The sequence below is a fragment of the Mucilaginibacter sp. cycad4 genome (genome assembly GCF_034263275.1).
GTDB lineage: Bacteria > Bacteroidota > Bacteroidia > Sphingobacteriales > Sphingobacteriaceae > Mucilaginibacter.
In genome coordinates this window covers 2,864,698-2,885,691 of sequence record NZ_CP139559.1, presented here as the reverse complement: position 1 = coordinate 2,885,691, position 20,994 = coordinate 2,864,698, and the positions used below count along the sequence as shown (strand labels likewise).

Annotated in this window: 22 protein-coding genes and 1 tRNA gene; 14 read left to right on the top strand and 9 right to left on the bottom strand. The window is 42.5% G+C overall.

What is annotated here, in order from left to right; genetic code table 11:
* Window positions 1-16: 16 nt before the first annotated feature.
* From SNE26_RS11525 to SNE26_RS11485, 9 genes are all read right to left on the bottom strand, one after another.
* Window positions 17-154 (bottom strand): hypothetical protein, encoded by a 138-nt coding sequence (locus SNE26_RS11525; RefSeq protein WP_321559507.1) that lies wholly within the window; start codon window positions 152-154, stop codon window positions 17-19.
* A gap of 42 nt (window positions 155-196) precedes the next feature.
* Window positions 197-2,320, bottom strand: a complete 2,124-nt coding sequence (locus SNE26_RS11520; RefSeq protein WP_321559506.1) for an AAA family ATPase — start codon at window positions 2,318-2,320, stop codon at window positions 197-199.
* Window positions 2,321-2,368: 48 nt separating this feature from the next.
* Window positions 2,369-3,052: a TolC family protein gene (locus tag SNE26_RS11515; RefSeq protein WP_321559505.1), complete on the bottom strand. Its 684-nt coding sequence runs from the start codon at window positions 3,050-3,052 to the stop codon at window positions 2,369-2,371.
* 4 nt (window positions 3,053-3,056) lie between these two features.
* Window positions 3,057-4,145 (bottom strand): sugar transferase, encoded by a 1,089-nt coding sequence (locus SNE26_RS11510; RefSeq protein ID WP_321559504.1) that lies wholly within the window; start codon window positions 4,143-4,145, stop codon window positions 3,057-3,059.
* Complete coding sequence (locus SNE26_RS11505; RefSeq protein WP_321559503.1) at window positions 4,126-4,512, bottom strand: response regulator; 387 nt, start codon at window positions 4,510-4,512, stop codon at window positions 4,126-4,128. The genes SNE26_RS11510 and SNE26_RS11505 overlap by 20 nt, the downstream gene beginning before the upstream one ends.
* A 421-nt stretch (window positions 4,513-4,933) precedes the next feature.
* Window positions 4,934-5,317 (bottom strand): VOC family protein, encoded by a 384-nt coding sequence (locus tag SNE26_RS11500; protein WP_321559502.1) that lies wholly within the window; start codon window positions 5,315-5,317, stop codon window positions 4,934-4,936.
* 64 nt (window positions 5,318-5,381) lie between these two features.
* Entirely contained in the window at window positions 5,382-5,603 is a 222-nt protein-coding gene (locus tag SNE26_RS11495; RefSeq protein ID WP_321559501.1) for a hypothetical protein, read from the bottom strand.
* Between the two features lie 108 nt (window positions 5,604-5,711).
* On the bottom strand, window positions 5,712-6,146 hold the full coding sequence (locus SNE26_RS11490; RefSeq protein WP_321559500.1) for a VOC family protein: 435 nt from the start codon (window positions 6,144-6,146) through the stop codon (window positions 5,712-5,714).
* Between the two features lie 170 nt (window positions 6,147-6,316).
* On the bottom strand, window positions 6,317-7,066 hold the full coding sequence (locus SNE26_RS11485) for an NUDIX domain-containing protein (RefSeq protein ID WP_321559499.1): 750 nt from the start codon (window positions 7,064-7,066) through the stop codon (window positions 6,317-6,319).
* A 144-nt stretch (window positions 7,067-7,210) separates the two neighbouring features.
* Between SNE26_RS11485 and SNE26_RS11480 the strand changes: the two genes are divergently transcribed.
* The 14 genes from SNE26_RS11480 to SNE26_RS11415 all read left to right on the top strand — a co-directional run bounded on the left by SNE26_RS11480 (window position 7,211) and on the right by SNE26_RS11415 (window position 20,884).
* Window positions 7,211-8,842 (top strand): carboxylesterase family protein, encoded by a 1,632-nt coding sequence (locus SNE26_RS11480; RefSeq protein ID WP_321559498.1) that lies wholly within the window; start codon window positions 7,211-7,213, stop codon window positions 8,840-8,842.
* Between the two features lie 83 nt (window positions 8,843-8,925).
* The gene (locus SNE26_RS11475; protein ID WP_321559497.1) at window positions 8,926-9,318 is read left to right on the top strand and encodes a hypothetical protein; all 393 of its coding nucleotides are present in this window, start codon (window positions 8,926-8,928) and stop codon (window positions 9,316-9,318) included.
* A gap of 103 nt (window positions 9,319-9,421) precedes the next feature.
* Window positions 9,422-9,616, top strand: a complete 195-nt coding sequence (locus tag SNE26_RS11470) for a hypothetical protein (RefSeq protein WP_321559496.1) — start codon at window positions 9,422-9,424, stop codon at window positions 9,614-9,616.
* A gap of 50 nt (window positions 9,617-9,666) precedes the next feature.
* Window positions 9,667-10,191 (top strand): Fe-S protein assembly co-chaperone HscB, encoded by a 525-nt coding sequence (hscB, locus tag SNE26_RS11465; RefSeq protein ID WP_321559495.1) that lies wholly within the window; start codon window positions 9,667-9,669, stop codon window positions 10,189-10,191.
* 20 nt (window positions 10,192-10,211) lie between these two features.
* Window positions 10,212-10,291, top strand: a tRNA-Leu gene (locus SNE26_RS11460).
* 1,105 nt (window positions 10,292-11,396) lie between these two features.
* Window positions 11,397-12,830 carry a hypothetical protein gene (locus tag SNE26_RS11455; protein WP_321559494.1) on the top strand — a complete coding sequence of 478 codons (1,434 nt, stop codon included), beginning with the start codon at window positions 11,397-11,399 and terminating at the stop codon, window positions 12,828-12,830.
* A gap of 203 nt (window positions 12,831-13,033) precedes the next feature.
* Window positions 13,034-14,041 carry an FAD:protein FMN transferase gene (locus SNE26_RS11450; RefSeq protein WP_321559493.1) on the top strand — a complete coding sequence of 336 codons (1,008 nt, stop codon included), beginning with the start codon at window positions 13,034-13,036 and terminating at the stop codon, window positions 14,039-14,041.
* A gap of 10 nt (window positions 14,042-14,051) precedes the next feature.
* Complete coding sequence (locus SNE26_RS11445) at window positions 14,052-15,251, top strand: Gfo/Idh/MocA family oxidoreductase (RefSeq protein WP_321559492.1); 1,200 nt, start codon at window positions 14,052-14,054, stop codon at window positions 15,249-15,251.
* Between the two features lie 171 nt (window positions 15,252-15,422).
* Window positions 15,423-15,803 carry a DoxX family protein gene (locus SNE26_RS11440; RefSeq protein WP_321559491.1) on the top strand — a complete coding sequence of 127 codons (381 nt, stop codon included), beginning with the start codon at window positions 15,423-15,425 and terminating at the stop codon, window positions 15,801-15,803.
* A gap of 50 nt (window positions 15,804-15,853) precedes the next feature.
* Window positions 15,854-16,174 carry a metalloregulator ArsR/SmtB family transcription factor gene (locus tag SNE26_RS11435; RefSeq protein ID WP_321559490.1) on the top strand — a complete coding sequence of 107 codons (321 nt, stop codon included), beginning with the start codon at window positions 15,854-15,856 and terminating at the stop codon, window positions 16,172-16,174.
* Window positions 16,171-16,674 carry an SRPBCC domain-containing protein gene (locus SNE26_RS11430; RefSeq protein WP_321559489.1) on the top strand — a complete coding sequence of 168 codons (504 nt, stop codon included), beginning with the start codon at window positions 16,171-16,173 and terminating at the stop codon, window positions 16,672-16,674. The genes SNE26_RS11435 and SNE26_RS11430 overlap by 4 nt, the downstream gene beginning before the upstream one ends.
* A 3-nt stretch (window positions 16,675-16,677) precedes the next feature.
* Window positions 16,678-17,091 (top strand): SRPBCC family protein, encoded by a 414-nt coding sequence (locus tag SNE26_RS11425; protein ID WP_321559488.1) that lies wholly within the window; start codon window positions 16,678-16,680, stop codon window positions 17,089-17,091.
* Window positions 17,092-17,235: 144 nt separating this feature from the next.
* Complete coding sequence (locus SNE26_RS11420) at window positions 17,236-18,294, top strand: acetylxylan esterase (protein ID WP_321559487.1); 1,059 nt, start codon at window positions 17,236-17,238, stop codon at window positions 18,292-18,294.
* Between the two features lie 250 nt (window positions 18,295-18,544).
* Window positions 18,545-20,884 (top strand): GH92 family glycosyl hydrolase, encoded by a 2,340-nt coding sequence (locus SNE26_RS11415; protein WP_321559486.1) that lies wholly within the window; start codon window positions 18,545-18,547, stop codon window positions 20,882-20,884.
* Window positions 20,885-20,994 lie beyond the last annotated feature (110 nt).

Below are 20,994 nucleotides of genomic sequence, written 5' to 3'. Positions count from 1 at the left end.
TAACTCTTTTATAAATTTACAGGAACAAGATCTTTACAGCCCACACAAACACCCCGATAAATGCAAATACTATAGCCGCTTTGCGTGTTTTTTTTTGAAGCGGACTTAAATCTTCAAACGGATCCTTTTGTGGTTTGGGAGGGTCAATTCTCATTTTAAGTAGTATTAATATATGAACGGGTGTTATGCGCCCCGTTTAACTAAAGCCTTTTTCTTTTTTCTGATTGTATTCGGTTTTATTGAGCACCCAGCCGGCAAACCTGTTTTCGAGCCCTTTTAAATAGGTTAGGTGCTGTTTCTGAATATTGTTTATTTTCCTGTTGGCTTCAAATACCGCTATTGTTTTATTTGCAAATAATAACCATTCTTTGGATTTATTAAGTGCGGTAAGCGGGGCGGTATCAATGATCACTATATCGTATTTAGTCCGCAGCTCGTCAAATTTACTCTTAACAAAGGCTTCGCTGCCAATTTCAAGCAGGGTTACGTCACCTCCGCGGTTGCCTAAAACGGTAGTGTTTGAGCTGCTGAGCTCAGGCTGGCCAAACTGGCTGTTTTTAAAATAATCTTCAAGGTATACTTGTGGCTTAGCAGTATTACTGATCGTAGCGTTATTGAAGTTACCGTCAATTAGCAGCACCCTTTTGTTGATCATGGAGTAAGAGTATGCCAGGCTTATAGCCAGCAGGGTTTTACCTTCGGTGGGTTCAATGCTTGTTATAGCTAAAATTTTTTCCCCTTTTAATTCCTGGTCAATTTCAAACCGTATAGAACGCAGCAGTTCTTTAAAGGTTTTCATTTTTTCACGGTGCTCAACATCCCAGAGTTTGCGCAGATCGAGATTTTCACCGCTGATCTTGTTTAGATAGCCTAATAACGGTAGCTGGGTCTTATTAACCAGTTCGGTAGGGCTTTTAATGGTATCATCGATGTAAAACAGTATAAACAACCAGAAAATACAGGCAAACAAACTGCCAATACCGCTTAATATAATAAGCAGCATTTTTTTTGAAGGTTGGGCCACATCCGGCTGGGCCATCTCAACCTGGACCAGTTTTATTGAAATGCTCGAACGCAGGTTAGTTTCATTGTATTTGTTCAATACGTCAAGGTATTCTTTACCTGCAATATCAATATCAAAATAAAGGGTTTTTACTTTCGCATCAAACGGGACCAGGCGGGAGAATTTAGCATTGAGATTTGTGAGCTCGTCATTTATTGATTTAACACTGTACTTAGCCAGGTCGCGGGAAATCTCCAAACCAAGCTTTTGTTTAACCTGGTCATCTTTACCTACAAGCGGATTGGTAATATATTTATCAGATGTTAAGTTGATCTGATTTGAGAGCTGTTGCTGTAACGAATCAAGAGATTCTTTATACTTGTTATTAAATCCGCTGCGTACATACTGATCTTCAAGTATATGCAGCTGATCCTGGGTGGACGTGATAGCCTGGTTATATTTGTTGGTTATCGATTCAACATATTTTCTTTCATCGGGCGAAAACTTTTGGACGATAACATCAATGGCGCCCTGATTGGATATTACATCCTTTTCGGCCTGCAATTTTCTGTCATTGTAAACCATGATCTGATTGAAAATTGCTTTAGACTGTTCATCGAGGTTCAGTACGCCATTTTCAATCTTATACTGCTGTAATTCGCTTGTTTTTTCACTCAGTGCCTTACGTTTGGTATCTAACAGATTTGATAAAAAATTTACAGCATTTGATTCATTTTGCTTTACGCTTTGGGTGTAATAGTCGATAAATTGTTTGCATAATGTATTTACTACAAACGCCGAAAGCTGGGGGTTTTCCGAATTAAAACTTACAGAAATAAAATCACTGCTTTCTTCACGGTAAATTACCAGGTCTTTTGTGATGTTACGCTCATCGTATTTCATTGACCTGAGCAACCCAATGAGTGAGTTCTCGGTTTTATCGTAAACAGATAACGGTTGGAGGGTGGCAAATTTCTTTTTAAAAATCGCCAATACGTTGTCCTTTTCGTAAGGCCGCAATTCAAGTAATTCCTTACTTTGTTTACGAAAAGGATAGGGGTCGCTCAGGTCATGGATCATGAGCGAATAAGAAACCTGGTCAATAAGTTTCTTTAGCTTCATGATCGCCATCAGGTTACTGAATTCGCGGTAAACCTGCTGCTCTTGTACGTTCGTTTTCGCATCTTCATCAAGAAGGTGGCTGGAGGCGTCAACTATACCGGTGGCTATTTCCGCGTGCGACTGGTAATTATCAGGTAAGTTCTTTACCAGGAAATAAGAAGTGATTACCGCTACAAACGGTATTATTATCAACACACTTCTGTATTTCTTTAGCAGATTAAAAAAGTTGCCTATCTCCATCTTTTACTTAACGTCTTCTAATTTAGTACCCAATAATTCTTCAAGATTGGTCTTGGCTGTAAATGTCGATAATTCAGCTTGTACTTTAAAGGCGTTTTGACTGTATAAGGTGGTAAGCTGTTCATTATAGATCTGAAAAGTTGTTTCGCCTTTTTGAAACGCGTATTTTAATTGCTTGACAGCACTTTCGGCATCAATTACGGCATTTGCCCGCAGCCTTAGTTCGGCCTGTGCTGCCAGATATGAAAAGTAAAGACGTTTAACCTGGGCTTCAAGGCTTAACATATACTCGGCCTGTTGAAACTCTGCTGCTTTATAAATTTCTTTCGTTTGCCTGATAACTCCCGGCCTCGAAAACAGGTGCCCTATGTTTAGCGAAAGGTTTATTTGATAACCTTTAAATATGGTTGGCTGCGAAATGTTGATAGATGTTTTCGGGCTGTAAATGTAAGATGCATTTAAACCATCGAGCCATGAAAACACGGCTGAGTTATAAACGGCTTTGGCTGCATTAACCTGGCTTTGACGGGATTTTACTTCAGGGTAATTCTTTTTAGCAGTTGCAATCAGTTTTTCAAGAAAAGGATAGTTAATGTCACTTATAAATGAAGTTTGCTGCGCGTGTACGCGGCTGGTAAATAAAAGAGCAATTATGAAAAGATAAGTGGGCTTTAGTTTCAGGGGCATATAGTTATACTTTTTCTTTTTGGAATAAGGCGGGTACTGTACCGGCAATAATTTTTAAATCTAACCAAATAGAATATTTCTGAGCGTAAAAATTATCTAATTTTTTCCTTTCACGTTCAGACATGTCTTCCTTTCCGCGTTTACTGATCTGCCATAAGCCCGTTAAACCGGCAGGGCCAAGGAAACGCATTGACCACTCGTTAGAGGTAAGCATCTCGGCTTCGTATAAAGGCAACGGCCTGTTACCAACCACCGACATATCGCCCCGTAATATATTGAATAACTGTGGCAATTCGTCAAGGCTTGAATTGCGTAAGAAATTACCCAGCTTAGTAATGCGCGGGTCGTTCTTGATTTTCACAAAGGCTACTTTGTTGTCGCCCCCTTCGGCAGCATATTGATTGTTTTCGGCCGATAGCTTGGCAAGCAGTTGGTCGGCATCGGTACGCATCGACCGGAACTTATAAAAATCAAATACTTTATAACCTGTACCTACACGTTTGCTTTTGTAAAATACCGGACCTTTTGAATCCAGCTTAATTAAAATAGCAACTATCAGCATAACAGGCGACAGTACAAACATCATACCGCCCGAAATTACCAGGTCGATAAGGCGTTTACCTGCCGGCATTTTGTAAGCTGTATCAACTACTTTTGAAAGCTCAAGCAATTTGGGCTTTATCAGTTTAAAGCGTACCAAAAAGTTAAGTCTTTCGCGCAGGTCACTTATAGCAAACGGTTCGCCATAAAAGTCATGCACCTTTAATTTAATGGCTTTTTGCCTTAAAGTTTTATCATTTTGCGATGAAAGCAGTACGATAATTAAGCCATTGAGAAGAAAGCTTTGCTTAACTTCGTCAACCATTTTAATCCATTTGCCTTCAGCATCAACTTCAACCAAAATAATATCAGGAACGGATAAAATAGATTGCTCGCCTAAATAATCATTAAGCTGATCGATAGAGTTGTTGTACGCAATTTTAAAGCCTTCATTTAGTCCTGCCGAAATCATTTCCTTAAACTGAGTGCCGGCATAGGCTACCCTGATATTAGAACCTGAACTTTCGTTCCAATCAGACGTTTGGTGATTCATAAACTTGTAAAACTTGATTAATGGCTGTTTTTAATGCAGTTGGGTTAAACGGCTTGTGAATGTATGCATCAACCTTAAAGGGCATGTTGCTTACCTGCGCGTCAAGATCATGGGCGGCCGATAGCAATATAACAGGTATTTCACGATAAAAGCCACTAATCTTTACGTTTTTAATAAAGGATTGGCCGTCAAAATAAGGCATCTGGAGGTCGGATATGATCAATTCGGGCATGTGACCATCTTCAAGCCAGCTAAAAGCTTCGATGCCGTTATTTTTAACTACAATATCATATTCTTTTGAAAGAATGAAGTTGAGCAGTTTTAAGATACTCAAGTCATCGTCAACTATAAGTAGCGTTCTTTTCATATTTAATTAATTGGGGTTATTTATAAAAGAGAAGCAATTGTTTATTAATCAGTTTGTTGTATTTTTATTATTTATTGTAAATGCTGATATATCGAAAAATATAAATTTAATAAATGTTATTAATGAAAAGGAAATGATTTATCAGCTGTTTTTAATTAACAGCTAAGTATAAAATAAATAGCCTGACAATTAATGCGTTTTGTTTTTCATTGTAATTACATGCAAAAAACATTCCTTAAATAAAAAACAGCCGCAATCAAAGGCTTGGTAGGCTTTTATACGCTTAATAGATAAAATGGTTGTGAAAAATTAAGAAATTAACGGAAAGTTAATAGTCCGTCGAGGAATTTATTCCCACGGCAGGTAGTTGTTATTCCCCAAAACGGGGCTTGATTTATACCCGGTACGGGTATTTATAGCGCTATTTCTCTATCACGGATAAAAAATTCCCGGCAGGGTCTTTAAACCAGGCTATTTTGGGGCCGCCGTTAAGAAATACGCCTTTTTCGTTTGTCTTAAAATTTTCCTGGTTGTAGATCTCAAACTTAACGCCGCGCGCGCTGAGTTCATCAACAGTTTTTTCTACATCGTCAACCGGGAAATTCAAAATGGTAAAGGTAGCCGGGCTATGATTGGGTTTAGTGTATATCAATATGGGGGTACTGCCTGTAATATTAAGGTTAAGTAAGCCCTGCATTTCGGGTACATCGCTTACATCTAAACCAAGTACATCAGCATAAAACGCCCTGGCTTTAGCTGTATCATCTACCGAAAATCCGCTGAATGCTTTGCTGTCTTTTAACATGATAATTGGCTTTATATTAATGATACTACCTTGTTTTTAAATAATTTGTTTTGTAAAAGTGGGTTTAGTCTTCCAAAACCTCGGCCCGGCAGCCTAATTCATTTAAAAAATTGATGAGCGAGTGGGCGCATAATGTACCGCTGTCACACTGAACCCGCAAAATCCGGTCACAATCATCAAGATCGAAATTGGCTTTATGGTTGCCGAACGTGTTGTGAATGGCATTCAAAAGCATATTAGCCTGGCGGCGTTTATTTACATTGGTTTTAAAAACTTCTACTATCATAAGCCTGTTTTGGTTTGTATATAAAACCTTTTGGTTGAACAATAGCAATGTTTGATTTCTTAGGGAACGGCGATTGATTCATCCGTCCCCTAAAAAATCAATAAGTTATTATTTGGTGGCGTTTGGATTGTGTGTAATCATCCAGTTTATGCCAAACCTATCGGTAAGCCAGCCAAAATAATCGCCCCAAAACTCGTCACGCATAGGCGAAACAGCATTGCCGCCTTCTGCTAAACCGCTATACAGCTTATCTGCCTCTTCTCTTGATTCGGCACTGATGGTAAGCGAGAAGTTAGTACCCATAGTTACGAATGGCATACCTCCTGCGCCTATTGCATCCGTACCCATCAGCATGCTGCCGTTGGCAAGGGGGAGAGCAATATGCATAAGCTTGTTCTGGTCTTTTTCGGGCGTGTTGGCAGCCGCAGGTGAGTCTTTAAAACGCATAACCATTGCAAACTCGCCGCCGAATACTGACTTGTAGTGGTTAAAAGCTTCTTCGGTGTTGCCGTTAAAGTTTAAATAAGGATTGATAGCTAACATGATGTGATTGTTTTTATAGATTTATAATTGAGTGATTTTATGAAAGTAAAATTAAGTCTTATACCTTAACACAGGAGGGGGCTATCAAGACATGTTAAGGGGTTAATTGCGACATTGTTTCATTGCAAAAAAATACACAAACAGATCGCTAAGGAGAGTATTGCAGGCATTTAGGTATTATCCGCCGGCACTCTGTTTGAAATAAACTTATACAGGTATGGCGCCTTATGTGCGCCGCCTGTCCATTTTTTTGCTACCCGTTCCAAAATACCAAGTCCCAGCATTTTGCGCTGAAAAGCTGCGCGGATGAGCTTTTTGTTAAGGATAGTTTCGTAGAGCGATTGCAGGTCGCCCATGGTAAATTCTTCGGTCATGAGGTTAAAGCCTATGAGCTTTTGGTCAAGCTCATTCTGTAGGGTTTTCAGCGCTTTGTTAATAATTTGCTGATGGTCCTGCATCAGCACAGGCAGTTCATTGAGGCTGTACCAGTCGCAGTTATCAGATATTTCATCGGGTGTGGGGATGGCCCTGGTAAAATCGACCAGCGCATAGTATCCCACCGAAATAAAACGCTTTAATAACCAGTGATCAGCAGGCGGGTTGTAGCCACGGGCTTGCATGATGTCCCTGAGCGGCCCGGGATCATAACGGCTGTAATTGCCAAAAACATAAAACTGTTCCAGGTAGATGTTGGTTAAGGCAGTACGGCTTTGAAGTACCCGCCGCGCCGCTTCGTTCACATCTTCATTATCATGAATAAAGCCTCCGGGAAGCGCATATAGCCCGGTGTTTTTATAAGCCAGCAGCAATACCTTTAACTGGTTGTCATGAAAACCAAAAATAACCGTATCTATAGCAAGGCCCGGTAAAAAACCTTCGCCCGCAATGTTATTTTCCAGTTGGTGAAACTCTTTATTCATGTATCGTAATAAAACAAAGGCACAAGTAAATAAAAAAAATTGACAGCTATCGAAAAATAATTTATTATTGTAACAAATTGATACAATAAGGATCTGATCTCAAAAAATCTCTGTCAATTAAACCAGACTAACCAAATACCAGTAATGAAGAAACCAATTTTAGTAATGCTGCTGCTTGCACAAGTTGCCTCGGTAAAGGTAATGGCGCAGCTATCGGCAAACAAAACCACCGTTGAGAACGGTACGCTCGAGGGCACTCGCGAAGCATCAAATGTATTAAGTTTTAAAGGCATTCCTTTTGCACAGCCACCTGTGGGCGATTTGCGCTGGAAGGAGCCTCAGCCTGCCAAAAACTGGGAGGGCACTTTAAGGGCCGATCATTTTGGCCATAACCCCATGCAAAAGCCCATTTTTGGTGATATGGGTTTTCGTTCATCAGGCATGAACGAAGATTGTTTGTACCTTAATGTGTGGACGCCTGCAAAATCGGCCAAAGAGAAACTTCCTGTACTGGTTTATTTTTACGGCGGAGGCTTGATGGCAGGCGATGGTTCTGAGTCGCGCTATGACGGCGAAAGCATGGCTAAAAAAGGCATCGTAGCTTTAACCGTAAATTACAGGCTTGGTGTATTTGGCTTTTTTTCGCATCCTGAATTAACTAAAGAATCACCAAACCATTCGTCGGGCAACTATGGATATCTTGACCAGCACCTGGCCTTGCTTTGGGTACAAAAAAATATAGCTGCCTTTGGCGGAGATCCTAAACGGGTTACCATTGCGGGTGAATCGGCAGGGTCTATTTCTGTATCGGTACAAATGGCCTCACCTTTATCAAAGGACCTGATAGCAGGAGCCATCGGCGAAAGCGGTGCGGGGATCAAACCCACGCTTTTCCCCATCCCATTGGCTGATGCTGAACAAAACGGCGTCAAGTTTGCCGCTAACGAGAAAGCCAATACCCTGGCCGACCTCAGGGCCATACCTGCCGAACAATTGCTAAATGATGCTTTTAAACCCGGTACGCCGCCAATGTCGGCCACTATTGATAATTACCTGCTACCAAAATCGTTGCCTGAGATCTTTATGGCAGGCGAACAGGCTAAAGTTCCATTGTTAGTGGGTTGGAACTCGGCCGAAGTCCCTTTCCAGTTCATGATGCGCGGCGATGCGCCAACGCTTGAAAATTATACTAAAACGCTGAAACAATTATATGGTGACAGGGCCGGGGAAGCATTGAAACTATACCCCGCTGCCAATGACGGGGAAGTGATCAAAGTTGCAACCGACCTGTCAAGCGACAGGTTCATTGTATACAGCACCTGGAAATGGGCCGATCTGCAGGTACAAACAGGAGGGAAGCCAGTTTACCGGTACCTGTTTTCGCGGGTACGCCCAGCCATGGTAGCTTCTATGGGTAATGCCACCCCTGGGCTTGCCGGCGGTGTGGTTAAGGGCGATGCCGCAAAACCGGCCCCAAAAATGCCGCCGCCTGTGGGGGCTGCACATGCTTCAGAAATTGAATATGCTATGGGCAACCTTGCCGGGAACAAAACCTACGCCTGGACACCCGATGATTTCAAAGTATCCGAGACTATGGAAAACTACTTTGCCAACTTTATAAAAACTGCCAATCCAAACGGCGCAGGTTTGCCAAAATGGTCGGCAATTAAGGATAACAATAATGTTAAATTCATGAATATTGATGTTAAAAGCGAGGAGATGCCGGAGGTTAACCGTGCGCGCTACTTGTTTTTGGATAAAGATTACATGAAATAAGATTTTTTTTCAGACAGATGGGCTGGCTCCTGTGATTTTTCACAGGGGCCTTTTTTGTGGATCAATATCGCTACATTTATATAATGAAATTTCGCCCGGTAAAAAGTGTGTTATCCAAATGGTTGTTAACAGCCATTGTAATACTCGGCTTTTTTACTTTTTCGGGGATTATAATACAAACTACAAACAAGGTAGTTCCGCCTGATACAACCCTGGTTGCCGGTTTTGCAAACAGGGCCTCGAAATCTTTATCGTATAAAGCTGCTCTTGGAACAGCTAACCGCAGTAATCTTTCAACCTTAATTTCGAGAGTCATCAGCCTGCCCGCATTAAGCTTTTTGCATAGCCTGGAGGCCGATATCAGCATTAAACAAACCTCTAAATTGTTTATACCCGGCGGGCCTATTAAACGCTTTCTTTTCAATAAAAACTTCAATCCGGTTTCAGGCGATGATAGCAATCCTTTTATAGGATAATCCTTCCTTACTGATTATCGGATGTGATAATCATTTCCATTTTAATTATTTAGGTACTAATCCTGGAGAGGGTAACACCTGTCATTTATTTTCTGAGATCAAAATGAAAAAACTTAAAAAGCTCATGAGGCTTTGCGGGCTTATATTGTTTATGGTATTAGCTATTGCCGGGATAGGTATATTGGGCGTGGCGCCTACCTTAACTAAAAACAGAAAGCTTTTTGCTGATGTGCATCCCAAAACAGAATTGGCAGAAAAAGCCGAAACCGACCAACGCCTAACAGATAACTTACTTTAACATGAAGTTGATATCGGCATGGATAACCCGCTAATAGTTATCTTTGCTGTATGAACTATTTTGAATTTTACGGCATACCTGAATCTTTTAAGGTTGACCAGGCGTTGCTTAAGAAAAAGTTTTATGAGCTAAGTAAGCTTTATCATCCCGATTTTTATGCCAATGAGGATGAAACCAAGCAGCAGGAGATCCTGGAGCTTTCTACCCTCAATAATAAAGCCTACCATGCTCTTGGCGACCCAGCAAAGCGTTTGGAATACATTTTAAAACTGCACGACCTGGTATCTGAAGGGGCAAAACCACAATTGCCAGCAGATTTTTTAATGGAAATGATGGACATCAACGAGCGCCTTATGGAGGTTGACGATGCAACGCACTTAGCTGCCATAACCGCAGAAACGCTTGCTATTGAAGGAGATATCAATGAAGAGCTGGCGAAGCTGACCAAAGACTATGAACAGTTGGACGATACAGCTAAAGAAAGCCGCCGGATAGAAATTGCAAATATTTACTATAAACAAAAATATCTTTTGCGAATTAAGGAGAGTTTATCTACATTTGCAGCCCGCTTGTAAGGCAAGACCCCTTACAACATGCCCAGCTGGCGGAATTGGTAGACGCGCTGGTCTCAAACACCTGTGGGAAACCGTGCCGGTTCGACTCCGGCGCTGGGTACTAACCGGAATCAAACATATTGATTCCGGTTTTTTATTACCTTTTCCAGGCTTAAAGATCCCTCAAACTGTGTTCAAAAAGCATTTCTGGTCAACTCTTTCGTTTAGCATTGTAAACGGGGAGGGGGGCCATTTTAAAAGATTAAATATAACACCGGCATATCGCCAAATTCTTAAGGAATCTATCAGGTGTGGTTTAGAGGATTGTCTTCCTAAGAGCTAATGCCAAGCTTATTGCCTTTGCTGCGTATAACAACAATGTCGATATTCAGATCAGGCTGCAATTTTTTTCTAAGTTAAAGTAACCAAGTATTTTGACCGCTAAAAATCCGATTATTATTATTTGATAATGTCAAGTTCTTAGTTCAAAGCCATACTGGTCAAGGTAAATTAAAGAAAAAACACTTGATATACCCTTAGATTTGTTTGTCATTTTATAAACCCTTTTATTTTTAAATCATCAATAATTGGTACTATAAGTCTCAAAAAGCCTTCTAAGTGTTTAAAGTATTCCTGTTCATGGATACAAAGAGGCTGTATCATAAATCAAATTGACTATCCTTGGTGTGGTGTTACCTATGAATTGAAATTTAGCCGGTAATATTTATACAAAAAGGGGGTTAACATATTTTTCAAGGAAAACACACATAATTGTCTGATTATTAACTATATAATTAAATATTAATCCTGAATTGTGTTAACCCTGTTAACCCCCTTTTTGTAAAGTCAATCCAACGCAAAACTATATATCGCTTAAGTATCCTGAATAAGTTAAAAAAAGGCTGATTGATACAGCCTCTTGATGTTTTGAAAACATATCCTTCTTTTACAAAGAATTTTATTACACCTTTTTGTGATCAGGTCTAAAAACAACTTGAAACATAACTCTGTGTCTCGTCACGCCTGTTTTAGCCAAATCGACGCAACTTGTTACTTGATTTTTAACCGTTTGTCATTGCACGGAATGCATTCATTTTAGTATCTTTATTTTATAACCCTATTGGATGCCTGCCTGAACAGCAGTGATCGGCCAACCTATTGATTTAAATCCTTGTCTCATGAACAAAGTCACCTTTGCTATCGCACGGCAGGCAATTCTGCCCCTGTTGTTATTCAGTTTAGCTTTCCAAACCAATGCACAAAATAAATCAAATGTAAAACCCCTGCCGCCACCGGTGGATGTTTATATCTGTGGTTTTAAGCTGGATGGGCATAGTGCGGCTTATCTGAAGAATGGGATGTTGGTTAACATTGGTGATAAAGAATCAATCGTCAATGCCATGACTGTAGTTGATGATCATGTGTACGCAACGGGCATGGCGCATGGGGCTGCGGTTTACTGGAAAGACGGTCAGGAAGTGGTGCTGACGGGCTTTCCGAATCATGGTGAAGGTTTTGCGATCACTGTATTTAAAAATGATGTTTATGTGGCCGGTTACGAGCGTGTGAGCAAAGATCCCAACATGTTTGCTGGTTGGACGGACGAGGCGCGGCTCTGGAAAAATGGTACTAAAATCCCTATGGTCGTGTCGAAAGGTTTCCATTCCGGCGCCAGTTGCCTGGCAGTGGATCCGTCCAGCGGAGATGTCTACGTGGGCGGTGTTGACAACAATAAGACCCGATACTGGAAAAACGGAGATCTCAAGCAGCTGAATGATCAGAATAAACCGGTCCATCCCGCTGATCTGCTGATTTCAAAAAATCAAATGTATGTAGTAGGTACTACGCTCAGCAACACGGTTCCTGATTATTGGCAGGCTGCTTACTGGAACAATACGCAGGGTACGATGGTACTAAGTAGTCAGACGCCAATGGAGGCTAAAGCTACCGCGATTGTCATAACGGGCAACGATGTGTATGTGGCTGGTTATGCGGGAGAGAAGGTGGTTTACTGGAAGAATGGCATCATGACAGAGCTGGCTGACTTGCCGGGCTTTCCCGAGAAATACGCATTGGCCGTAGCAGGTGCCGATGTTTATGTGATGGGACGGGATAAGAATGGGGCCAAATTGTGGGTGAACGGCAAGGCGACAGTCATCGCTAATTTATGGCCAATGGATATGGTGGCTGTGCTCAGGGGCAAAAACGCGCAAAAACCAGCGGCAACATCAGCAGTGGTCAAAACTGAACCGGGGGCCGTGGTGCCGGCGCTTAGCCCGAAACAAGAAGCCGACCGGATACTGGAACGTAATAGGTATATGCCGGAGATCACCACCACTGCAAGCGGCCTTCAATACCAGGTACTGCGCAAAGGCACCGGTCCCACGCCCACGGCAAGCGATAAGGTGAATTTCAGTTATCACCGAACGATCCTGGTAGGTAAGAAAAATCAGGGTACTTCAGAGCTGATCGTGGCGGAGAACCGTAAGGTAGGTGAGTTATTCCCGGGGCTGGCGGAAGGATTGCAGTTAATGCCGGCCGGCAGCCGTTACCAATTTATCATACCTTATCACCTCAATAAGTTTTCGGTAACACCGGAATATCCTGCAGGGGCGGTAATCACCATTTTGGAGATAGAATTGCTGGCGGTGCTGAAGTAAGCTTCGTTTCACATTTCAGTACCAGGCAAACGCTGTAAAATCTTTCTGCCGGTTTTTTGTTGCTTTATCTCAATTAGCGTCGTCGGGTTATTTCTTAGAAAATATCTTTCTGCCGGGGTTGTTAATACCGGAGTTGAGCAGAAAGCTTATTTCGGGCGGGCATATGAAAAATCGGCTGAATGCTTACATTTGGCTATCTGACTATGAAAATAACCTTACTGGCGTATCCTTGCGTCTTTATTTTGATGTGCTGTGCTTTCGTACAGCAGGAACCGCTCCGCCGTTTCGAGCTGAAGGGGTATGCACAAGGTACTACTTACAGTATCGTATATTATGCGCCCGACAGCCTGGTGGGTACAGCACAAACCGACAGCCTGTTAAGGCGTTTTGACCGGTCGGTCTCTCTATATCAACCTAATTCGCTCATTTGTAAGTTCAACCGTTCTGCAACAGGTGTCCGTATAGATGAGATTTTTCGTGTGCTAATCACCCGTGCGCTACAGATTAGCCGGGCGACCGGGGGGCTGGTAGATCCCACAGTGAAACCTTTGGTTGATGCCTGGGGATTTGGTGTAATTAAACCGGGACATGACCCCAATCGGAAAGAAGTGCAAAACCTCCTTCATTATGTAGGAGCGGATAAAATCAGTTTAAAAGGAACTTTTTTACACAAAAAACGGCCGGGTGTACAACTGGATCTCAACGGCATTGCGCAGGGCTATTCTGTCGATCTAATGGCGTCTTTATTGGAACAACATTCCATTCATAACTATCTCATCGAATTGGGCGGCGAATTACGTATTAAAGGCCATAAACCCGGTAATGAACCATTTAAGGTGGGCATTGAAGGCATCAGTGGTAATGACCTGGATCCGGCCCCGATGCGTAAGGTGATCGAGCCGGGGGATGGCGCCATTACCACATCCGGCAATTACCGCAAACATCATGAAGCAGGCGGTAAACAGGTTTCGCACCTGATGGATCCGTTGACAGGCTACCCAATTCAAAACGAAATGATCAGCGTTACCGTTTATGCAAAAGACGCAATAACAGCGGATGGTTATGATAACGGGTTTATGACAATGGGATTAAAACGCACATTGAACTTCCTGAAAAACCGGAAGGATCTGGGTGCTTACATTGTGTACCGGAAGCCGGATGGCCTTGTAGCAGATACGGTTACAGCTTATTTTAAAGGATATCAACAATAAAACTGGATAAATGGAGAGAAGAACTTTTTTGAAAAATACAAGCCTGCTCACAGGCGGATTATTGTTAAGCCATAACCTGAGCGCACTGCAGCCGGCAGCTGATCCTGTTAAAATTGCGGTGATCGGCTGCGGCGACCGCGGCACCGGGATTATGAATATCCTTAACGGAATGCCCGATCAGTTCCGTATTACTGCCTTATGCGATGTGCTCGATTTCCGGCTGGCAGCGGCACAAAAGCTGGTGAAGGCCGGTTCGGTAAAAATATATACGGATTATCGTAAATTAATTGATGATAAGCAAGTGGAGGCGATCATCGTTGCTGTTCCGCTTTACCTGCACTACGCTGTGGCTGCTGATGTTATCCGCTCGGGCAAACATTTATACCTGGAAAAAACGATGACCTATACCATTGATCAAGCGCTTGAGCTTGTGGGCCTGATGCACGGCCGCAACAACCAGGTGCTGCAGGTTGGTCACCAGTACCGTTATTCGCCTTTATATTACCGGGTTAAAGAGATGATCAATAAAGGCTATCTGGGTAAAGTAACGCAAGTGGATTGCCGCTGGGACCGCAATGGCAATTGGCGCCGCCCGGTGCCCGATCCTTCATTGGAACGGGCTATCAACTGGCGCATGTACAAAGAATATTCGGGCGGACTGGCGGCCGAACTGCTTTCGCACCAGATTGATTTTATTAACTGGGTATTTGATACCCACCCGCAGGAATTTTTTGCCACCGGCGGAATAGATGTTTTTAAAGATGGCAGGGAGACCTATGATAACGTGCAACTGATGTTACGTTACCCGGATCTGGGCCTGATCGGTAATTTCGGTGCAATGTGCGGAAACGCGCATGACGGATATCTTTTCAAGATTAAAGGTACCCTGGGTACCGTATCCCTGCTAACCGACCAGGGCATGTTTTACCCGGAGAAAAAACTCTTGAAGGAAAAAGGAACGGTAGACGGCGTGACCGGTGCAACACGCATAGTATGGAATAAAGAAGGAGGTACGCCCATTCTGCCCGAAGCCACGAAAGATGGCACCTGGTATGCATTCAACGATTTTTATCAGAAAATACAGCGCAATGAACTGCCGGACAGTAATGTATTCACCGGTGCCCGGACTGCCATCAGTGTGCACCTTGGCAACCAGGCGCTATATAGCAAAAAGGTCTGCAACTGGGATAACAGTTATAAGATTGGATAATTAGAAGCCCCGATATCGCATATGTCGGGGCTTTGTATTTCTATAACTATTTAATTCATCAATTTTAAAATTTAGTCGTTAAAAAAAAACAAAATAAATTTGCGAAACCAATTAGTTGCGCATATATTTGCAACCAATCAGTTTCTTATTTAAAATAAACCAAACCAAACCATGAAAAGTAAAATCCTATTTGTTTTATGCCTGTTAACCGGGTTAATGTTTATCAACGCCGGTCTCGACAAATTTTTTCATTACATGCCGATGCCTAAAGAAATGCCTGAAAAAATGGTGAAAGTAGGGAAGGCCTTTATGGAAATAGGCTGGCTCATGCCGCTGGTGGGCGCCATGGAAATCCTTGGCGGTTTATTATTGGTCATCCCAAGAACCAGGGCGCTTGGTGCAGTAGTACTCGTACCTATTTTAACAGGTATCTTATTGGCTAATATCAGTATGGCCCCGTCGGGTTTACCTATCGTATTGGTATTGATCGCAATTGTTCTTTGGGTAATTATTGACAATTGGGAGAAATACCTGCCTATGATCAGGAAATAGTTTTATAGGGCTTGATTGTTCATTCAAGCCGGTACATGATTAACACTTCAATGAGAAGAGATATTTTTCAGGCTGTTGCCGACCCTACACGGCGGGCTATCATCGCCTTAATTGCATTACAGGCAATGACACCTAACGCTATCGCCGAGCATTTTGATACTACGCGGCAGGCAATTTCAAAACACCTGAAGGTTTTAACCGAATGTGAACTGGTGAAACAGGAATACCAGGGGCGTGAGATCTACTATCAACTGGAGATTGACAAAATGAAAGAAATAGACAAATGGCTGGAGCAATTTCGCAAAATTTGGGAAACCCGGTTTCAACAACTCGACAACCTTTTATCAACTCTAAAAAAACAGAAAAAATGAAAAACAACTTGCACTTTGATTTTATTGCAGATAAAGAAAAAAATACGCTGACCGTCAGGCGTGAATTTTTAGCCGACAGGCAATTGGTTTGGGACTGTTACACCCGGCAGGAATTGCTTGACCAATGGTTTGCCCCCGCGCCATTAACTACCAAAACCAAATCAATGAATTTTAGCGAAGGTGGCCACTGGCACTATGCCATGGTGGAGCCCAATGGTACAGAATACTGGGGCTGGACAGATTATCTGAAAATCAAACCCATTGATTACTATACATCATTAGATGCTTTCTGTAATGCAGAAGGTGAAATAAATAAGGATCTTCCCCGTGCGGAGTGGCTCGTAAATTTTACCGACAAAGGAGAAAACGCTTTGGTAGAAACCATTGTAACTTACAAATCGCTTTCAGATTTGGAAACTGTTATCCAGATGGGCATGGAACAGGGAATGATGGCAACCCTCGAAAAACTCGACCAATTATTATTAACCTTAAAAAAATAAAAAATGAGCAACAAGATCACCGTTACCGCCACAGTCAATGCAGATACTAAAAAAGTTTGGGATTATTACACCAATCCCGAACACATTACAAAATGGAACTTTGCCGATCCTTCATGGCAATGTCCTTCTGCATCAAATGATATGCGGGTAGGCGGAAAATACTCGGCAAGAATGGAAGCAAAAGACGGAAGCTTTGGTTTTGACTTTGAAGCTACTTATGACGAAATTGTTGATGGTGAAAAGTTTACCTATACTATGCCAAACGGAAGGCAGGCTTCTGTAGCTTTCAAAGCAAACGGCAACCAAACTGAAGTTGAAGTTACATTTGATCCGGAAGAGCAAAATTCCCTTGAAATGCAAAAAAATGGCTGGCAGGCCATACTTAACAACTTTAAGAAATACGCCGAAGAAAATTAACGTGTTCAGGAAAGTTACCGTTAATGGTAGCTTTGCAAAAGCTGGATGGAAACGTTCAGCTTTTGTGCTTTTTATTACATGTTAGTATTGTTACACTCATTAAGCCGCATATTTTATACATTGTACTGGTAAATCAATCAAATTATGTTGTTTAAGATCAAGGTACTTTGCGCCGGCATGACATTATTGTTATGCTCCTTGCTTTCATTCGCGCAGCAAATAAATTACCCCCCTGTTGATAAGGTTGCTGCTGATTTTAAAAAGCTGCTGGAAAGGCCCCGCGTTCCGTTAAATCCATCCCTTACAATAACACAAACAGATTCGGTTATTACAGAACACGGTTTTATTTATAGCGAAAAGAATGAGCGGGTACCTATCCTGATTTACAAACCTGTTACTGGCGCAAAATCATACCCTGCTGTAATTTTTCTCCACGGTACAGGTGGTAAAAAGGAGGACAGCAAAGGGATGTTGTACCAATTGGTTAAAAGAGGGATTATGGGCGTAGCCATTGATGCCCGATTTCATGGTGAACGCATTGCCGGAGGCGCGCATGGCGCAAAGGAATACGTAGCAGCTGCTACCGCTGCCTGGGAAAATAAAGATAAAGGCCATCAAACCCATCCATTTTTGTTTGATACCGCTTTTGATCTTTGGCGGGTAACCGATTACCTGGCAAGCAGGCCTGATGTAGATGCTAATCGTATCGGTATGGGCGGCATATCCATGGGAGGGATGGAAACATGGCTTGCAGCATCAGTAGATAAGCGGATAAAAGTAATTGTGCTGGATATTGCAGTGCAAAGTTTCAAATGGTCGTTGGATAATGATAAATGGCAGGGACGTGCAGGTACTATCCGGGCAGCGCACTTACAGGCGGCCAAAGACCTTGGCGATTCGGTCTTAAACAAGCGTAACGTACAAGCTGTATGGGATAAACTGCTCCCTGATATCACCGGCGAGTTTGATTGCCCTTCACTGCTGCGATTAATGGCGCCCCGTCCAATGCTGGTTGTAGGTACGGAAAATGATTCTAATTGCCCGTTGCCGGGTGCAGATATAGCCTATGCTTCGGCCATGCAGGCGTATACCTCAAAAAACGCGGCCGATAAAATTATGCGTGACGTGGCACCGAAGCTGCCCCATACCTCCACGCCGGCGCATTTTAAAATGACATTGGATTGGTTTAGTAAATGGCTGTAGTTATGGTACTGCAATGTTGATGGAATCCTCAGACAGTTTATTTATCTGAAAAAATAAAATTAACAAAAATTTGCTAAATCGATTTTATTATATAATTTGGTCGTGCAATAACCAATTAACAAATACCGGTCAATTTTTAATTCTGAAGGTTTATCTGTCATAAAAAACTTACGGTAAACGAAGCTTTCTGTCGATAATAAATCACGATTTCGGTCTGCCGGGTCTTAAATAATAAACCGGTACTACTATTATGAACATAACCACACTACCAGCCTTAAAAAAATATTTAATAGCCGTATTTGCTGCGGGTATGTTGTTTAGTCAGGCAGCAGTGCTGAAGGCACAAAATGCGGCTTCCTATGTTAATCCTTTTATAGGTGCCAGCACCAGTGCGGATGGGGCAGGGGTTTACCATGGCTTAGGTAAAACATTTCCGGGCGCTGCCACACCTTACGGACTGGTACAGTTAAGCCCTAACACCATAACCGGAGGTGACAATGGCTCGGGCTATAGCTATGAACATAAAAGTATTGAAGGGTTTGCCTTTACCCAAATGAGTGGCATTGGCTGGTATGGTGATCTGGGAAATTTTTTAGTAATGCCTACAGCCGGGCCAATCAAAACCAGTGCCGGTAAAATGGGAACTGCAGGAATAGGCTATCGATCTGCTTATGATAAAAGTACTGAAAAAGCATCGGCCGGATATTACAGTGTGCTGCTAACCGATAATAATATCAAAGCTGAAGCCACTGCCGCCCCTCATAGCGGGATGTTGCGCTTTACCTTTTCTCAAAATAAACAATCACGTATCCAGATTGATCTGGCCAGAAGGGTAGGGGGAACTTCAACGCTGCAATATGTAAAAGTAGTTGATGACCATACTATTGAGGGCTTTATGAAATGCACCCCCGACGGTGGTGGCTGGGGCAATGGTGACGGACATGCAGATTATACTGTGTATTTTTACGCACAATTCAGCAAGCCGCTTAAAAACTATGGCGTCTGGAGTGTCGATATTCCCAATGACTGGAGCCGTAAGCTGGACGATGTTACCGGCGATAAATACCAGGAACGCGTAGCTAATGCTGAGATCTTTAAAGGCTTGAAGGAAAAGCAGGGAAAGCATCTTGGTTTTTACAGCGAATTTGCTACCAAAGCCGGTGAACAGGTATTGCTTAAATCAGGTATCTCATTTGTAAGTATAGCCGGTGCTAAGGCCAATTTACAAGCTGAAATAAAGGACTGGAATTTCGACGCTGTTCATCAGCGAACTATTAACCTATGGAATAATGCCCTGTCAAAAGTTAGTATCCAGGGCGGCACTGCCGAACAAAAGACGGTGTTTTATACAGCATTATATCATACCATGATAGACCCGCGCATTGTAAGCGATGTTACCGGTCAATATATGGGTGGTGATGGCAAGGTGCATCATACTGTAACATTTAAAAAACGCACTATATTTAGTGGGTGGGATGTTTTCAGGAGCCAGATGCCTTTACAAACTATTATTAATCCGTCGCTGGTTAATGACCTCGTTAATTCGCTGGTTACGCTTGCCAACGAAAAGAGGAAAGATTACCTGGAACGCTGGGAACTGCTGAATGCCTATAGCGGCTGTATGCTTGGTAACCCGGCGGTAGCCGTTATGGCCGATGCTTATGCCAAAGGCATCCGTAATTATAATATACCCGATGCTTATAAATTAGCCGTGGGCGCTGTTGAAAAATTTGGCAACGGGGATAAAGGTTTTACTCCCGGCAACACCGGCATCAGTTACACACTCGAGTATGCCTATAACGACTGGTGTGTAGCTCAATTAGCAAAAGCGCTTAATAAACAGCAGGATGCTAATAAATATACGTTGCGCGGTGAGGCCTTCAAAAATATTTTTGATATGGATAAAGGCTGGTTCCGCCCAAAAGATAGCACCGGTAGCTGGCTCCCATGGCCTGCAGAAGGACGGATTAAACAATGGTATGGCTGTATTGAGAGCAACCCTTATCAGCAGGGATGGTTTGTACCGCAGGATGTTGACGGTATGGCAAAGCTGATGGGCGGTCGCGAAAAAGTGATAGCCGATCTGAATAACCTTTTTGGCAAAACACCCGATAACATGATGTGGAACGATTACTATAATCATTCCAATGAGCCGGTACACCATGTTCCGTTCCTGTACAACCGGCTTGGCGCCCCATGGCTTACCCAGAAATGGACACGCGAGATCTGCCGCCGGGCTTATAAAAACTCTGTAGAGGGATTGGTGGGCAACGAAGATGTAGGACAGATGTCGGCCTGGTATGTATTGGCAGCGAGTGGTTTGCATCCGGTTTGTCCCGGCGATACGAGGCAGGAGGTCACCAGCCCGGTATTCAATAAAGTAACGTTAAAGCTTGATCCTAAATACGCAAAAGGTAAAACCTTTACCATCATCGCCAATAATAATTCGGCAAAAAATATTTATATACAGGGAGCAAAACTTAACGGCAAAGCCTACAATAAATGTTATATAGATTATAAGGATATTGCAGCAGGCGGCACCCTTGAATTAAGTATGGGCGCAACACCAAATAAAAGCTGGGGGATCTGATAATTTAGGATATGAATGAAGGAAAGATGAGAGGGGATTTTTTATATAAAATTGCTAAATCGATTTTATAAATTGAATAATTTTAAACACCGACCAAACATCAAACCAAA

Bases quoted from the DNA above. Each gene is read 5' to 3' on its own strand.
- SNE26_RS11480 (WP_321559498.1), top strand. From the start codon at position 7,211: ATGAAGAAACCAATTTTAGTAATGCTGCTGCTTGCACAAGTTGCCTCG.
- SNE26_RS11420 (WP_321559487.1), top strand. From the start codon at position 17,236: ATGTTGTTTAAGATCAAGGTACTTTGCGCCGGCATGACATTATTGTTA.
- SNE26_RS11515 (WP_321559505.1), bottom strand. From the start codon at position 3,052: ATGCCCCTGAAACTAAAGCCCACTTATCTTTTCATAATTGCTCTTTTA.
- SNE26_RS11430 (WP_321559489.1), top strand. From the start codon at position 16,171: ATGAAAAACAACTTGCACTTTGATTTTATTGCAGATAAAGAAAAAAAT.
- SNE26_RS11425 (WP_321559488.1), top strand. From the start codon at position 16,678: ATGAGCAACAAGATCACCGTTACCGCCACAGTCAATGCAGATACTAAA.
- SNE26_RS11490 (WP_321559500.1), bottom strand. From the start codon at position 6,146: ATGTTAGCTATCAATCCTTATTTAAACTTTAACGGCAACACCGAAGAA.
- SNE26_RS11445 (WP_321559492.1), top strand. From the start codon at position 14,052: ATGGAGAGAAGAACTTTTTTGAAAAATACAAGCCTGCTCACAGGCGGA.
- SNE26_RS11485 (WP_321559499.1), bottom strand. From the start codon at position 7,066: ATGAATAAAGAGTTTCACCAACTGGAAAATAACATTGCGGGCGAAGGT.
- hscB (WP_321559495.1), top strand. From the start codon at position 9,667: ATGAACTATTTTGAATTTTACGGCATACCTGAATCTTTTAAGGTTGAC.
- SNE26_RS11525 (WP_321559507.1), bottom strand. From the start codon at position 154: ATGAGAATTGACCCTCCCAAACCACAAAAGGATCCGTTTGAAGATTTA.
- SNE26_RS11475 (WP_321559497.1), top strand. From the start codon at position 8,926: ATGAAATTTCGCCCGGTAAAAAGTGTGTTATCCAAATGGTTGTTAACA.
- SNE26_RS11505 (WP_321559503.1), bottom strand. From the start codon at position 4,512: ATGAAAAGAACGCTACTTATAGTTGACGATGACTTGAGTATCTTAAAA.
- SNE26_RS11450 (WP_321559493.1), top strand. From the start codon at position 13,034: ATGAAAATAACCTTACTGGCGTATCCTTGCGTCTTTATTTTGATGTGC.
- SNE26_RS11470 (WP_321559496.1), top strand. From the start codon at position 9,422: ATGAAAAAACTTAAAAAGCTCATGAGGCTTTGCGGGCTTATATTGTTT.
- SNE26_RS11510 (WP_321559504.1), bottom strand. From the start codon at position 4,145: ATGAATCACCAAACGTCTGATTGGAACGAAAGTTCAGGTTCTAATATC.
- SNE26_RS11500 (WP_321559502.1), bottom strand. From the start codon at position 5,317: ATGTTAAAAGACAGCAAAGCATTCAGCGGATTTTCGGTAGATGATACA.
- SNE26_RS11415 (WP_321559486.1), top strand. From the start codon at position 18,545: ATGAACATAACCACACTACCAGCCTTAAAAAAATATTTAATAGCCGTA.
- SNE26_RS11440 (WP_321559491.1), top strand. From the start codon at position 15,423: ATGAAAAGTAAAATCCTATTTGTTTTATGCCTGTTAACCGGGTTAATG.
- SNE26_RS11435 (WP_321559490.1), top strand. From the start codon at position 15,854: ATGAGAAGAGATATTTTTCAGGCTGTTGCCGACCCTACACGGCGGGCT.
- SNE26_RS11495 (WP_321559501.1), bottom strand. From the start codon at position 5,603: ATGATAGTAGAAGTTTTTAAAACCAATGTAAATAAACGCCGCCAGGCT.